The 13,734-nt window shown below is 69.6% G+C and carries 9 protein-coding genes and 2 pseudogenes; 7 read left to right on the forward strand and 4 right to left on the reverse strand.

The genetic code is table 11. The annotated features are described in order from the left end of the window. Window positions 1-34 precede the first annotated feature (34 nt). Entirely contained in the window at window positions 35-1,615 is a 1,581-nt protein-coding gene (locus tag ACTWQI_RS18145) for a substrate-binding domain-containing protein (RefSeq protein WP_443271647.1), read from the forward strand. Between the two features lie 55 nt (window positions 1,616-1,670). On the opposite strand, the gene ACTWQI_RS18150 is transcribed toward ACTWQI_RS18145, so the two are convergent. Beyond that, window positions 1,671-2,561 (reverse strand): ATP-dependent DNA ligase, encoded by an 891-nt coding sequence (locus ACTWQI_RS18150; protein ID WP_443271649.1) that lies wholly within the window; start codon window positions 2,559-2,561, stop codon window positions 1,671-1,673. A gap of 181 nt (window positions 2,562-2,742) precedes the next feature. Between ACTWQI_RS18150 and ACTWQI_RS18155 the strand changes: the two genes are divergently transcribed. After that, window positions 2,743-4,158, forward strand: coding sequence for an RtcB family protein (locus ACTWQI_RS18155; RefSeq protein WP_443271651.1), 1,416 nt, complete (start codon window positions 2,743-2,745; stop codon window positions 4,156-4,158). Window positions 4,159-4,184: 26 nt separating this feature from the next. Here ACTWQI_RS18155 and ACTWQI_RS18160 read toward each other — a convergent pair whose 3' ends face one another. Next, on the reverse strand, window positions 4,185-4,619 hold the full coding sequence (locus ACTWQI_RS18160) for an archease (protein WP_443271653.1): 435 nt from the start codon (window positions 4,617-4,619) through the stop codon (window positions 4,185-4,187). A gap of 259 nt (window positions 4,620-4,878) precedes the next feature. Between ACTWQI_RS18160 and ACTWQI_RS18165 the strand changes: the two genes are divergently transcribed. Continuing rightward, window positions 4,879-6,648 (forward strand): CocE/NonD family hydrolase, encoded by a 1,770-nt coding sequence (locus tag ACTWQI_RS18165; RefSeq protein ID WP_443271655.1) that lies wholly within the window; start codon window positions 4,879-4,881, stop codon window positions 6,646-6,648. Window positions 6,649-6,780: 132 nt separating this feature from the next. Here ACTWQI_RS18165 and ACTWQI_RS18170 read toward each other — a convergent pair whose 3' ends face one another. Beyond that, window positions 6,781-8,163 (reverse strand): UDP-N-acetylmuramoyl-tripeptide--D-alanyl-D-alanine ligase, encoded by a 1,383-nt coding sequence (locus ACTWQI_RS18170; RefSeq protein WP_443271657.1) that lies wholly within the window; start codon window positions 8,161-8,163, stop codon window positions 6,781-6,783. A 340-nt stretch (window positions 8,164-8,503) separates the two neighbouring features. On the opposite strand from ACTWQI_RS18170, the gene ACTWQI_RS18175 reads away from it, so the two are divergent. Continuing rightward, entirely contained in the window at window positions 8,504-9,706 is a 1,203-nt protein-coding gene (locus tag ACTWQI_RS18175; RefSeq protein WP_443271659.1) for an RNA-guided endonuclease InsQ/TnpB family protein, read from the forward strand. Between the two features lie 59 nt (window positions 9,707-9,765). On the opposite strand, the gene ACTWQI_RS18180 is transcribed toward ACTWQI_RS18175, so the two are convergent. After that, window positions 9,766-10,221: a GNAT family N-acetyltransferase gene (locus tag ACTWQI_RS18180; RefSeq protein ID WP_443271661.1), complete on the reverse strand. Its 456-nt coding sequence runs from the start codon at window positions 10,219-10,221 to the stop codon at window positions 9,766-9,768. Between the two features lie 357 nt (window positions 10,222-10,578). Here ACTWQI_RS18180 and ACTWQI_RS18185 point away from each other — a divergent pair, with 357 nt between their 5' ends. From ACTWQI_RS18185 to ACTWQI_RS18195, 3 genes and pseudogenes are all read left to right on the forward strand, one after another. Then, entirely contained in the window at window positions 10,579-12,801 is a 2,223-nt protein-coding gene (locus ACTWQI_RS18185) for a family 2 encapsulin nanocompartment cargo protein terpene cyclase (RefSeq protein ID WP_443271663.1), read from the forward strand. A gap of 180 nt (window positions 12,802-12,981) precedes the next feature. Then, window positions 12,982-13,116: pseudogene (locus ACTWQI_RS18190) on the forward strand (DUF7019 family protein); the annotation flags it as partial. 37 nt (window positions 13,117-13,153) lie between these two features. Continuing rightward, window positions 13,154-13,500 (forward strand): annotated as a pseudogene (locus tag ACTWQI_RS18195) (MerR family DNA-binding protein); the annotation flags it as partial. Window positions 13,501-13,734: the final 234 nt, after the last annotated feature.

The raw sequence follows: 13,734 nt of genomic DNA on the forward strand, positions 1-13,734 counted from the left end.
CCACCTTAGGTTCTGCTGGGCGACGGGGGCTGTCGTGGACAACATTCCGTGGGACGTCACGCTCGCGGTACTCGGTGTCGTCGTCCCGATCATCGCCGCGTTGTACGAGTTCGTCGTCGTGGGCCGCAAACGGCTGGGCTATCGCGTGCAGATGGACACCACGGCCACCGACGCGGTCCACTCCCAGTACGCGGGCGCCCTGCAGCAGTTGCAGCAGGAGGACGGTACGCGGATGGTGGACCCATCGTTCGTTCTGCTGCGGATAGAGAACAACGGGGCGACCCATATCGACACCACCGACTACGCCGTCCTCGACGACGACAAGGTCGGCATCCGCATCCGCTTTCCCGGGCGCAGGGTGGCCGGAATGGTGGTGACGGAACTCAGCGACGATTTCCTGCGCCCCTCCTTCGGCGAGGGCTCGGGGTTGAGTGTGCGGAACGGGGTCATCGAACTCCCCAAGGTGCCGTTGAACCGCTCCGCGCACTACAAGGTCCTGGCCGCCCTCGAACGTGCCACGGAGAACACGGAGAGCCGCCTTGAGGAGTTCGAGGCCCCCGAGATCGTCGGCGGCATCAAGGGCGGTGTCGGAAACGGCGGAATACAGGAAACCAGGAGCCATACGGGGACGTCCTGGCAGGCCATCGCGCTGGTCTGCTTCCTCGTGCTGGTCATCCTCGCCCAGCTGACCGTCTCCCTCACCCGGGACGACACGGCGGCTCCCCTGGACTGTGCCACGGGGAAGCTGACCCTCACCGGGTCCACGGCCTTCGCGCCCGTCCTGCGGGAAGCGGCCCGGGCGTACGAGGACACCTGCCCGGGAGCCGGTTTCACGCTGGAGACCCGAGGCAGCTCAGAGGGTGTGCGTGGGCTGGACCAGGCCGGGCGGGAGAGCGGTTCCGGAAGCCCCGACCGGCTGGCGTTCTCCGACGGCGCCAAGGGGGACGGCTATCCGCAGCTGCTGCCGCGTCCCATCGCGTTCTCCCTCTTCACGCCCGTCGTCAACAAGGAGGCGGGGGTCCAGGACCTCTCCCTGCAGCAGATCAGGCGGCTCTCTGAGGGGCGCATCACCAACTGGAAGGAGGTGGGCGGCCACGACCAGCCGGTCCGTCTCGTCGGCCGGTACTCCAACTCCGGTACGCGGAGGGCCTTCGAGCAGCAGATCCTCGACGGCAGGCGGGAGCCCGGTGACACCTCCGACGACTGCCGGGAGCGGGCACCCGGCGCGGGGCGCGGCGTCGTGCGCTGCGCGCGGGGCTCCACCGGCGACGTGCTCGATGCCGTCGCCGCGACCCCCGGCGCCTTCGGCTACAGCGAGGTCGGGGCCGCCTCCGGCCGGCGGGACTCGTACGGATCAACGGCCACCGGGCCACCCTGGAGGGGGCCGACCACGGGGCGTACCCCTTCTGGGAGACGGAGTACGCCTATACATACGGGGAGGTCCGGGCCGACTCCATGGCGGCCAGCTTCCTGCGCTATCTCACGAACGAGGTTGGCAAGGACATCGTGCGCTCCCACGGCCACCGCCCGTGCGCCGAACTGCAGAATCCGGTGCTGTGCCGTCCCTCATGACGGGTGCGCCGCCGCGCGGGAGGGGTCTCGCGCGGCCGTGTGACGGTGCTGGAACAGCAGAGCCGTGGCGGCGCGCGCCTGGAGTTGCGGGGTGGGTTTCAGAGCTCGCCGCGCAGGCGGACGAACCGCACGACGGGGTCCCGGCCAGTCCTGACCTCGACCTCCGCCAGGAGCCGCTCGGTGACCGGGTGCACCGGACCCAGATCCGGATCCGTCCGGGCGGAGCCGAGCCGGTCGGCCGTGGCGGCGGCGACCTGCCGGGCCTGAACCGCGTCCAGCCGCGGCACGGTGACCTTGCGGCGGCCGTCGGCGAGCTCGACGACGACGGCTTGCGGACGGGTGGGCGGGCCGATCACCGCCACCACGGATGCGTCGGTGGTGTCGCTGTGCCGCACCTTCACCCACGCCCGGGCGTCCCCGGGGCGGTAGTGGGACGCCAGAGACCGGCAGACCAGGCCTTCGACTCCGGCCGCGGTCAGGCCCTCGTACCAGTCCAGCGCGACGGCACGGTCCTCGGTGGCGAGCACCCGCTGGATCAGCGGAGCCGCATGGGTCAGCGCGCCCTCGAGCAGGTCCCAGCGCTGGGACAGTGGCAGGCCGCGGACATCCCGCCCGGGCAGAGCGAGAAGGTCGAAGGCAATGTAGGCGAGCGCCACCTGGTCGGCGTCCCGAGCCGCCCGGGAGCGCAGCAACTGCTCGAACGCGAAGCGCCCCTCGACCCATGCGCAGATCTCCCCGTCGAGGACCGTGCCGTGGGGCAGGGTGGCGACGGCGCTCGCGATGGTGGGGAAGTCCCGCGCCAGGTCACGGCCACTGCGGGACTGCAGCGTCACCCGGCGCGGCAGGGAGAACGCCAGCGCACGGAACCCGTCGAGCTTCACCGTGTACTGCACCCCGCCCGGCATGCCGTCCTCGGGGGGAATCGCCGCGGCCCGCTTGGGTCGCATCACCTCCAGCGGCGGCCACATCACCACTTCCTCGTCACCCATACGTTCAGCATTCGACGCAGTCCCATCGAGAGCCGTGCGGCTCGCCCAAGGCCGTGGCACGCACCACCGGCCCGGCTGAGCCCGATGCCGTATCCCGTCGCGATCGGGGAAACAGGCATGGCGGGCCGCACTGCGGGCACTCCGGAAGCGTCTGCGCCCCAGGTCCGTGAAGGACATCGCCATGGACATCGTCGAGGAAACCCCCTACCGGTTCCGGATCGAACGCCAGGGACGCATGCGGGTCCCCGGTGTCGTGTTCGCCTCGCGCGCCCTGCTGCCCGAGGGCGGCGGCGAGGCGCTGCAGCAGGTCGTCAATGTCGCGACGCTCCCCGGGATCGTCATGGCCTCGTATGCGATGCCGGATGTCCACTGGGGCTACGGCTTCCCGATCGGCGGGGTCGCGGCGACCGATATCGAGCAGGACGGAGTCGTCTCACCGGGCGGCGTGGGTTTCGACATCTCCTGCGGCGTACGGCTGCTGGCCGCCGACCTCGACGCGGACGACCTTCCGCGGGTGCGCGAGGCGCTGATGGACGGCCTGGGACACGCCACCCCGCGGGGCATGCGACGCGGCGCGGTCTGGCACCTTTCGGGGCGGAGCCAGCTGGAGAAGGTGCTGACCGGCGGATCTCGGTACGCGGTGGAGCAGGAGCACGGCGAGGCTCGTGATCTGCGGCGGTGCGAGGACTACGGCGTGGTGTCGGACGCGGATGCGCGGCAGGTCAGCGAGCGGGCTTTGGAACGCGGTCTTGGCCAGGTGGGCAGCCTGGGCGGGGGCAATCACTTCCTGGAGGTTCAGCGGGTGGCCCAGGTGTACGACGAGACGGCCGCCGAGGCGTTCGGGCTGCGCATCGGCCAGGTCTGCGTGATGATCCACTGCGGCTCGCGCGGGCTCGGCCATCAGATCTGCACCGATCATGTCCGGGCGATGGCGTCGGACATGGCGCGCTACGGAATCGAGGTGCCCGACCGTCAGCTGGCCTGTGCGCCTGTCGACTCCCCGAAGGGCCGGGACTACCTGGGGGCGATGGCCGCGGCGGCCAATTACGGCCGCGCCAACCGGCAGCTGCTCGCCGACGCCGCGCGCCATGTCTTCGCCAAGGTCGCGGACGCGCACCTCGATCTGGTCTACGACGTGTCCCACAACCTCGCGAAGGTGGAATCCCACACCGTCGACGGCGCGACCCGCCGGCTGTGCGTGCACCGCAAGGGGGCGACGCGGGCGCTGCCGCCCGGCCACGCCGACCTGCCGCCGGACCTGCGCGCGGTCGGTCAGCCCGTGCTCATCCCGGGGACCATGGGCACGGCCTCGTACGTGCTTGCGGGGGTGCCCGGCGGACAGGCGTTCTACTCCACCTGCCACGGTGCGGGCCGGGTGCTCAGTCGGCACGCAGCCGTGAAGACCGTGCCCGGGAAGCAGCTGCGCGCCCGGCTGGAGCAGCAGGGGATCGCGGTGCGCGCCGGCACGTGGAAGGGCTTGGCGGAGGAGACTCCGGAGGCGTACAAGGACGTCGACGCCGTCGTGGAGACCAGTGAGGCCGCCGGCCTGTGCCGCAGGGTCGCGCGGCTGACTCCGCTCGGCGTGGTCAAGGGCTGAAGGCCGCTGAGGACCGGGCCGGGAGGTCAGACGTCCACGGTCACCGAGCAGGACCACCGCGCGTGGTCGGTGGCGAAGCGCAGCCCGTGCAGTGATACCGCCTTCGGCGACGCTCCGATGGGCTCGACCGCGTCCGTATCGGCGACGGCGAGCCGCAGGTCGAGACTGCCGTCGGCGGCGTCCGCCTCGATGTCGACGGGCACTTCACCGTGCACATCCAGCCGGTAGATCACTTCGTCGAGGACCGCCAGCAGCATGTCCTCGGCCGGTCCTTCCGCGACGGAGACCGTGACGAGCCGCGCGGGGCGGACCCGTGAGACGTCCGCGAAGGACTCCACGAGGCCGAGCACCGCTTCCGCGATGCACTCGTCACGCGTCGGGGCCCAGGCCTCGAGCCGGATGTCGGCGGTATGCGGGACGGCTCGATGCCCACGCGCCGACCTCGCCATGGGGACGGCCATGATTGCGAGTCTAATCACACACCGCCGCGTGCGCTTTTCGCTGCGGGCGCGATCGCCTCCTGATGGCTGGCTGCTCGTTCATCGTCGTGGCCGCCGCCGCGCTCATTCCGCCGCCGCCTGCGCGCTCCAGGTGCGAACCATTCGAGGCACTCGGCGGTGTGGTGTCTCGCCGGGGCATTCTGTCCGAAGCCTTGACACGGGTGGAGCACAGCCAGACCATACGGGCCGGTTACCTACTGGCCGGTAAGTGGAGGTCCAGGTGCGTCGCATCCGTTCCCGCAAACTCATCGCCTTCGCCACCGGCTCGCTGCTCACCGCGCCGCTCGCGCTGGCAGCGCCGTCGTCGGCCCGCGCAGGCGAGCCCGCCTATACCGTCACACCCCTGACGTTCACCGTGACGGTCGGCGCGGACAATGCCACCCGATGTCTGGTCGACGCCGACCTCTACCGGCCCGTGGGCGTCGACGCCGCCCACCGCGCGCCCGCGGTCCTCACCACCAACGGTTTCGGCGGCAGCAAGGCCGACGGCTCCACGGACGCCATCGCCAAGGCCTTCGCCTCTCGCGGCTATGTCGTCCTCGCCTACTCAGGCCTCGGGTTCGGCAAGTCCGGCTGCCGCATCTCCCTCGACGACCCCGCCATCGACGGCAAGGCGGCAAGCCGGCTCGTCAGCTACCTCGGCACGCGCGACTTCGTCACCAAGGACGGCTCGGGCGACCCCCGCGTCGGCATGATCGGCGGCTCGTACGGCGGCGCAGTCCAGCTGGCCACGGCCTCGATCGACCGCCGCGTGGACGCGCTCGTCCCCCTGATCACGTGGAACGACCTCGGCTACTCCCTGGCCACCAACAGCACCGACACCACCCGGGGCGTGAGCTCCGGGACGCCCGGCGTGTACAAGTGGCAGTGGACCAACCTCTTCTTCCAGATCGGCCAGGCCCAGGGACTGCTCAACATCGCCGTCGACCCGAGCCGTGCCAGTGCTGGCTGCGTCAACTTCGTTCCCCGCGCGTGCGACACCAAGTACCTGCTCGACAGCGGCCGTTTCCCGGCTGAGCCCACGCGGCGCGCCTTCGCCTTCGCTCGCAGTGTCTCCCCGGTGTCCTACCTCAGCCGCGTGAAGGCACCCACGCTCCTCATCCAGGGCGAGAACGACACGCTCTTCCATCTCAACGAGGCGGCGGCGACGTATGCGACGCTGCGCGCGCAGGGCACCACGGCCAAGATGATCTGGCAGTCCTGGGGACACAGCGGCGGCATGACGGACCCGGCCCCGGGCGAGCTGAACATCGGTACCGGCAATCTCGACTCGTCCTATGTGGGACGGCGCATCCTCGCCTGGTTCGACCGTTACCTGCACCGACGTACGGCCACCAGCACGGGGCCGGCGTTCGCGTACTACCGCGACTGGGCGCCCGGCTACGGCACCTCCTCCGCCTTCCCCGTCGGGACCGCACAGCGCCTGCACCTCTCCGGCGACGGCACGCTCGTCGACTCCGCCTCTCAGGTTCGGCGCGGCAGCCTCTCGTACCACAACGGGCCGACGGCCACCAGCCACTCCGAGAGCCCGCTAGCCGGCCGCCTCGGCCCGCTCGACCCCGAGCCGTACGACACGCCGGGCACGTTCGTCGCCTACAGCTCCGCTCCGCTCTCCGGGGCCGTCGACGTGGTCGGCGCTCCCAAGGTCACCCTCAAGGTCGACTCCCCGGCGGCCGAGCAGACGCAGGGCGAAACGGACGTCTCCCATCGCCTGGTCCTGTTCGCCAAGATCTACGACGTCGCCCCCGACGGCACCCAGACCCTGGTCAACCGCCTTGTCGCACCCGCGCGGGTGAAGGACGTGACCCGGCGCTTCACTGTGACGCTCCCGGCCGTGGTACACCGCTACGAACCTGGCCACCGGCTCCGCCTCGTCATCGCCGCGAGCGACGACGCCTTCTACGGCAACCGCGGCATCAAGACGGTCACCGTGACAAGTGCCCCTGGTGACTCGGGCTTTCTCGATCTGCCGGTCGTCGGCGGGCGGTGAGCGACAGCGAAAGCGGCGACTACGGCGGCCCGCCCTGGCGGGCCGCCGTGGCTCGGCTCCAGCGGACGCCTGGCAGGACGTCACCGCCTGCGGACGGGCCGGGCAGCCTCCCGGCTTCGGCGCGCAGGTGGTTCAGCAAGCGCCGAGCTGACGAGCCGTGGCCTCCAGACCGCAGGCGTTCGCGCCCTTGACGAGGACGACGTCTCCCGGGCCCAGGAGGTCCTCCAGCAGTGGGAGGACGGCAGCCCGGTCCTGGACGTGCTCGGCCTGGGCGCCGCCGGCGCGAGCTGCGACGGCCATCGCTCGCGCGTCCTCCCCGCCGATGGTGATCAGGTACTGCACACCGCACGCCGCCGCTTGCCGTCCGATGTCCTCGTGCGCCTGTGCCGACTCGTGACCGAGTTCGCGCATCTCCCCCAGAACCGCGACGATTCTGCGGCCACGTGCGAGGGTGCCCAAGGCGTGGAAAGCGGCCCGCATCGAGTCAGGGCTGGCGTTGTAGGCGTCGTTGACGACCGTGACTCCGTCGGGGCGCTCGGTGACCTGCATGCGTCCGCTGGAGAGCGGCTGCGCCTCGGTGAGGGCGGCGGCGACGGTGTCCAGGTCGGCACCGGCGGCGAGGGCCAGCGCGGCGGCCGCTGCGGCGTTGGCGACGTGGTGCTCGCCGTACAGCTGCAGCCGTACGGGGGCCGTGGCCTGAGGAGTGGTCAGCGTGAAGCGGCTGCGCCCCGCCTCGTCGAGCTGTACGTCGCTGATGCGCAGGTGCGCGTCCGGGGCCCGGCCGAACTGCAGGACGCGGGCCCGCGTGCGGGTGGCCATGCCGCGTACGAGGGGGTCGTCGCCGCCCAGGACCGCGATGCCGCCGTCGGCTGCGTCCGGGAGAGCTTCGATAATCTCGGCCTTGGCGTCCGCGATGGCCTGACGGCTGCCGAACTCGCCGACGTGGGCGGTGCCCACGCACAGCACCCCGCTGATCCGTGGCCGGGCCACGGCACAGAGCTGCTCGATGTGCCCTCGGCCCCGGGCCCCCATCTCGAGCACCAGGTAGCGGGTGTCGGCATCCGCACGGCATACGGTGACCGGCAGGCCGATCTCGTTGTTGAAGGACTTCTCCGTCGCCACCGTGGGCGCGATGCGCCGCAGGATCTGCAGCAGCAGGTCCTTGGTGGTGGTCTTCCCCGCCGAGCCGGTGATGCCGATCACGGTCGTGTCGGTCAGCCGGTCCGCGACGGTCCGTGCGACATCGCTCATGGCGACCAGGACATCGGGCACCACCACTGCTGGGACGCCGACCTGCCGGTCGGCGAGCACGGCGACCGCCCCGGCCCGTACGGCGTGGGCGGCGTAGTCGTGCCCGTCGGTGTGCTCGCCCTTCAGGCAGGCGAACAGCCCGCCAGGCTGCACGGTGCGGGAGTCGAACGCCAGCGGCGCCGTCACCTGGGCAGCAGGGTCCAGGGCATCGGCCAGCCGGCCGCCGGTAAGGGCGGCCAGCTCGGCAAGGGACAGGGGCAGCACGGGAGCGATGTCTCCTCGGTCGTCGGTACGCCGTCAAGGCGACGCTATCGACGGGCGTGCCCGGTTCGGCCGGTGACGCGCGAGCGAATACCCCCAGACTGTTGCACAGGGGCACTGTCCAGGGCCGCCCCACTCACCGAAGACCTCCGAGGATGCCCCGGCCTTCAGGCCGGGGTGGGGGTACCTCCCGCTTGCGGGGGCGAATCAGACTACTGCGGAACAGGACGGGCGTGGACGAATCGCCGTCAAGGCGATGCGTCGTCCACCCGCCACGCCGGTAAGGCAGCCCACATCGCGCTGCAGCTCTCAACTGTCGTACCTCCCAGGTAAGTTGGCGATCATGACGACACCGCAGATAGCCGAGGAGGCCGGGCATGCTCGGTACACCTATCGGCTTCGCGTGTCGGCAGGCGCGCACGCTGCTCTGATGGGCGAGTGGGCGCGGTGCCGGTGGGTCTGGAACGAGTGCGTTGCCAGGTCGAAGAAGGCCCACCGCGAGGGTGAGAAGTGCGGCCCGGCCCGGTTGGACAGGATGCTGACCCAGGCCCGCGCGATAATCCCGTGGCTGCGTGACGGCAGCTCGGTTCCTCAGCAGCAGATCATCCGGGACTTCGGCACGTCCCGCGCCAAGGCGCTGAGGGACATCAAGGATCGGCTGCCGATGCGGCAGCGGGCCGGGATGCCGAAGTGGAAGAAGAAGGATAAGGCCGATCCGACGCTGAACTACACCCGGCGCGGCTTCCGCCTCAAAGGCGGCACGCTGCATCTCGCTGGCAGCATCGTGCTGACCGTGGTGTGGTCGCGGGAACTGCCTGCTGAGCCGTCCAGCGTGCGCGTGTACCGGGACAACTTGGGCCACTGGTACGCCTCGTTCGTCGTGCCTGCCCAGGTCGAGCCCCTGACCGCGACCGGCCGGATGATCGGGATCGACTGGGGAGTGAAAGAGACCGCAACCACCACCAGCACCACCCACGACCTTGCCCACCCGGAGCACGGGAAGAAGGCCGCACAGCGGCTCGCGCACTACCAGCGGATGATGGCCCGCCGGAAACGCCCGAAAGGCAAGCCGCAGTCGAAGGGCTACCGTCGTGCTCAGCGTCAGGTGGCCAAGCTGCACAAGAAGGTCGCCCGGCAGCGCCAGGACACCGCCCGCAGGTGGGCCAAGAAGGTCGTCCGGGACCACGATGCTGTGGCGGTGGAGGACTTCCGCCCTAAGTTCCTGGCCAAGACCACCATGGCCCGCAAGGCCGCCGACGCCGCCATCGGCGCGACCAAAGCGGCCCTGATCGAGATGGGCCGCAAGCACGCACGCGCCGTGCACCTGGTACACCCCGCGCACACCACGATGGACTGCGCGCACTGCGGAGCGAGAACCAAGCACGCACTGCCGCTGGGTGAGCGCACCTACACCTGCACCGCGTGCGGAGTATCCCGCCCCAGGGACAAGAACTCCGCCCGCGTCATGCTCGTCCGGGCAGGTCTGAACCCGGCTGGTGCTGATCGCACAAGACCCGGCGGGGCGCCGCCCCGCCGGGCAGCGTGAGCCAGGAATCCTCATCAACCCTGAAGGCTGGAACCCTCCGCCTTCAGCCGGAGGAGCAGTCAATTCTCGAGGTCGACCGCCATCAGCGGAAGCTCTCTACCTGGGATGGATCCGGACGGCACGACTCCGATACGAGTCGCTCCCATCGCGCCGTAGAACCGCTCGGCATGGGGATCGGCGTCGATGGTCAGCCGCGTGAACCCCGAACGTCGCGCCGCGGTGAGAGCGTGCTCGAACAGCAGACGGCCGATGCCTTGACCGATGGCAGGCGAATCCACGAACAGCATGCCCATCGCTCCCACGGGTGGCTGCCCCTCGACCGTGACGAATCCAACGATGTGGCCATCGCGCTCTGCCACCGTGGCCCGGCGAGCTTCGATCTCAGAAGGCCGTAGGGTCAGCTCTTCCCGGCACTCGGCAAGGAAGACCGTGTCATAACCCCAATGGGCTTTCGAGCGCAGCGCCAACTCACTCAGAATTCCGGCTTCGTCGGCCTGCGCCGCTCGGATCAGCATCGACGTCCCACCTTCCCTTGATCCTGGTGTTGTGGATCCTGGCTCGCGTCGCCGGCCCCCGTCCACCGGGTTCCCACGTCACTGGCTGCTCGGACGCATCCGTCAGGCACCAATTGGCGTTCATATGACTGTTGTTGGCGCCGGATAGCCAGGCGTGGCCTGGGTAGTGCTGAGCCGACCAGGTGGGGTGGCATCGGTAGGGGTGGCTCATGGGGCACGTGGCCTTGAGCGGCCATGTTCCTCACTGGTGCCCATGGCTGCGGGAGCGCCGGAAGGCCACCGCCCGCCTTTGCGCCCACGCTGGCAGATCATCCGCACATGGCTCTCTACGGACGCTTTCGGGAAAGGCCGGGTTCAGTGACACAGCCTTTTGCATTGCCGGACTTCTACATGCCGTATCCGGCCCGCCTCAATCCCCATCTGGAGGAGGCGCGGGAGCACTCCAAGAAGTGGGCGCGCGATATGGGGATGCTGGAGGGGTCGGGAATCTGGGACGAGCAGGATCTCGACTCCCATGACTACGCACTGCTGTGCGCCTACACCCACCCCGACGCGTCCGGCCCGGCGCTCTCGCTGGTGACTGATTGGTACGTGTGGGTCTTCTTCTTCGACGACCACTTCCTGGAGACCTTCAAGCGATCGCAGGACCGGGAGGGCGGCAAGGAGTACCTGGACCGGCTCCCTGCCTTCATGCCGATGGACCTCACCGCCGGCACCCCGGAGCCGACGAATCCCGTCGAGGCGGGCCTGGCCGATCTATGGACCAGGACCGTGCCCACCATGTCCATGGACTGGCGGGCTCGGTTCGCCGAGAGCACCGAGAACCTGCTCAACGAATCGCTCTGGGAACTGGCCAACATCAACGCCCGCCGGATCCCCAACCCGGTCGAGTACATCGAGATGCGCCGCAAGGTCGGCGGAGCTCCGTGGTCGGCCGGTCTCGTCGAGTACGCGGCGAGGGCCGAAGTCCCGGCTGCCGTCGCCGACTCCCGGCCGCTGCGGGTGCTCCGGGACACCTTCTCCGACGGGGTCCACCTGCGCAACGACCTGTTCTCCTACCAGCGGGAGACCGAGGAGGAGGGCGAACTCGCCAATAGTGTCCTGGTCCTGGAGACCTTCCTGGGCTGCACCACTCAGGAGGCCGCGAACGCGGTGGGCGACCTGCTCACCTCGCGGCTCCAGCAGTTCGAGGACACCGCGCTCACCGAACTCGGCCCGCTCTTCGCCGAGAAGGCCCTGGACCCCAAGTCCTGCGCCGACGTCCTGGCGTACGTCAAGGGGCTCCAGGACTGGCAGTCGGGCGGCCATGAGTGGCATATGCGGTCCAGCCGCTACATGAATGGCGGCGGTTCCGCGGCGCAGTCCGCACCGTGGTTCACCCTCGTTCCGACCGGCCTGGGAACCTCTGGGGCGGGTGTCGGCCAGCTCACCGGTCGGGCCGGTGTCGGGCGGCTCCGGAAGTTCAGCCACATCCCCTATCAGCGGGTGGGGCCGTCCCAACTTCCCGACTTCGTCATGCCGTTCACCGCACGGCTCAGCCCGTACCTGGAAGGCTCCCGTCGCAATGTCGTCGCGTGGGCGCACCGGATGGGAATGCTCGAACCGCAGCCCGGTATTCCCGGCTCCCACGTCTGGGACGAGGACAGGCTCGTCGCCATCGACCTGCCTCTGTGCGCCGCGGGGATCCATCCGGATGCGTCTCCCGAGGAGCTCGATCTCACCTCGGGCTGGCTGACCTGGGGCACGTACGGGGACGACTACTTCCCCGCCGTCTTCGGCCGGACCCGGGATCTGGCGGGTGCCAAGGCGTGCAACGATCGCCTCTCCGCGTTCATGCCGGTCGACTCCTCCGCCACACCCGTACCGCCCACGAACGCGCTGGAGCGGGGCCTGGCCGACTTGTGGGCGCGAACGGCGGGCCCGATGGACGTGACCGCCCGCCGCACCTTGCGCACCGCCGTCGAGGACATGACCTCCAGCTGGCTGTGGGAACTCGCCAACCAGGCACAGAACCGCATTCCTGAACCGGTGGACTACATCGAGATGCGCCGGAAGACCTTCGGTTCCGACCTGACGATGAGTCTGTGCCGTCTCGCCCACGGACGCCGGGTTCCCCCGGAGATCTACCGGAGCGGACCGATGCGCTCCCTGGAGAACGCCGCCTCCGACTACGCGGCCCTCGTCAACGACGTCTTCTCCTACCAGAAGGAGATCGAGTTCGAGGGCGAAGTCCACAACGGAATCCTCGTCGTCCAGAACTTCTTCGACTGCGACTACCCGACCGCGCTGGCCATCATCCACGACCTGATGACCTCCCGGATGCGGCAGTTCCAGCACGTGGCCGCGAACGAGCTGCCCGTCCTGTACGACGACTTCGAACTGGGAGCGGACGCCCGCAAGGTCCTGAACGGATACGTGGAAGAGTTGCAGAACTGGCTCTCGGGAATCCTGACGTGGCACCACGGCTGTCACCGGTACGCGGAGGCCGATCTGCGCCGCCACGGCTCCGGAATGCCAGTGCCGCTCGGCGGTCCCACGGGGCTGGGAACCTCAGCCGCGCGGGCCCTGCTCACCACCTGACGGCCGTCCGGAGAACGGATACCGAGGCGCGGCCGGCTCGGCCGCGCCTCGGTACGGCCTGGCCGTGCCGATCCCGTCATCGGGCCCGCCGGGGACAGGACAGCGCATGCTCTGGCGGGAGTTGGCTTCCGCTCGTGCCGCGGCGCTATGGTCGAGGCAACCGGCCTTGTGGAGGCACGTATGCGGGACTTGGTCTACCTCTCCGAGGCCAAGATGCGGCTACTCGCCCCGCAACTGCCTGGCAAGGTGCTCAGGCGGCTCGGCTTCGAGGCCGGGCTCAACGCCGGCCTGGTGTCGCTGCGCGCGACAGTCTCCCCCGACCAGCAGCCTCGACGGTCGGGCTGTTCGGCTACGTGGCCACGGCTATCGCCACTTCCCGCCCGAGACAGTGGCCTGGCTGCACTACGTCAGCACCGCGCAGACGCTCGGATTCTCACTGGGGGAGATCGCACGGCACAGCGAGGAACTGCGCGCCGCGCCGGAGGCCGCGGAAGCATTGTCTGCGCTGTTCGAGGAGAAGATCCAGGTTATCGACGCGCGCATGGCCGAGCTCGCCGGCCTGCGGGCCAACCTGCGCGCGTCGGCACCGGATGCCCGTTGCGGGGCCGGCGGCTGAACACGAGATTGAGACTGGCAAAGTCGCGTATTCGAGTGTCGGGGATTCCCCGAAGCAGCGGAACGTACGGATACGTATCGTGACTATGCCGGGGTAGCCAGTGCACTCCGTGTACGAAGCCCAGCCGAGCAGCAGTACGCGCGACCGAGGCCGATATGGGCGGCGTGGGCTTGCCCCTGCGGGTCGTACCTTTCCGCGTCAGCATCGGTGCACGCGAAGCCGGCACCCGGCCATTACCGCGGCCGAGTGCTTGGGAGCCAGAGTATTATTTATATGAGTATTTGCCCTAAGAGTCCTTAACGGTGCTTAAAGGTTCT

Origin of the sequence: Streptomyces sp. KR80 (assembly GCF_052245555.1) — a bacterium.
Lineage (GTDB): Bacteria > Actinomycetota > Actinomycetes > Streptomycetales > Streptomycetaceae > Streptomyces.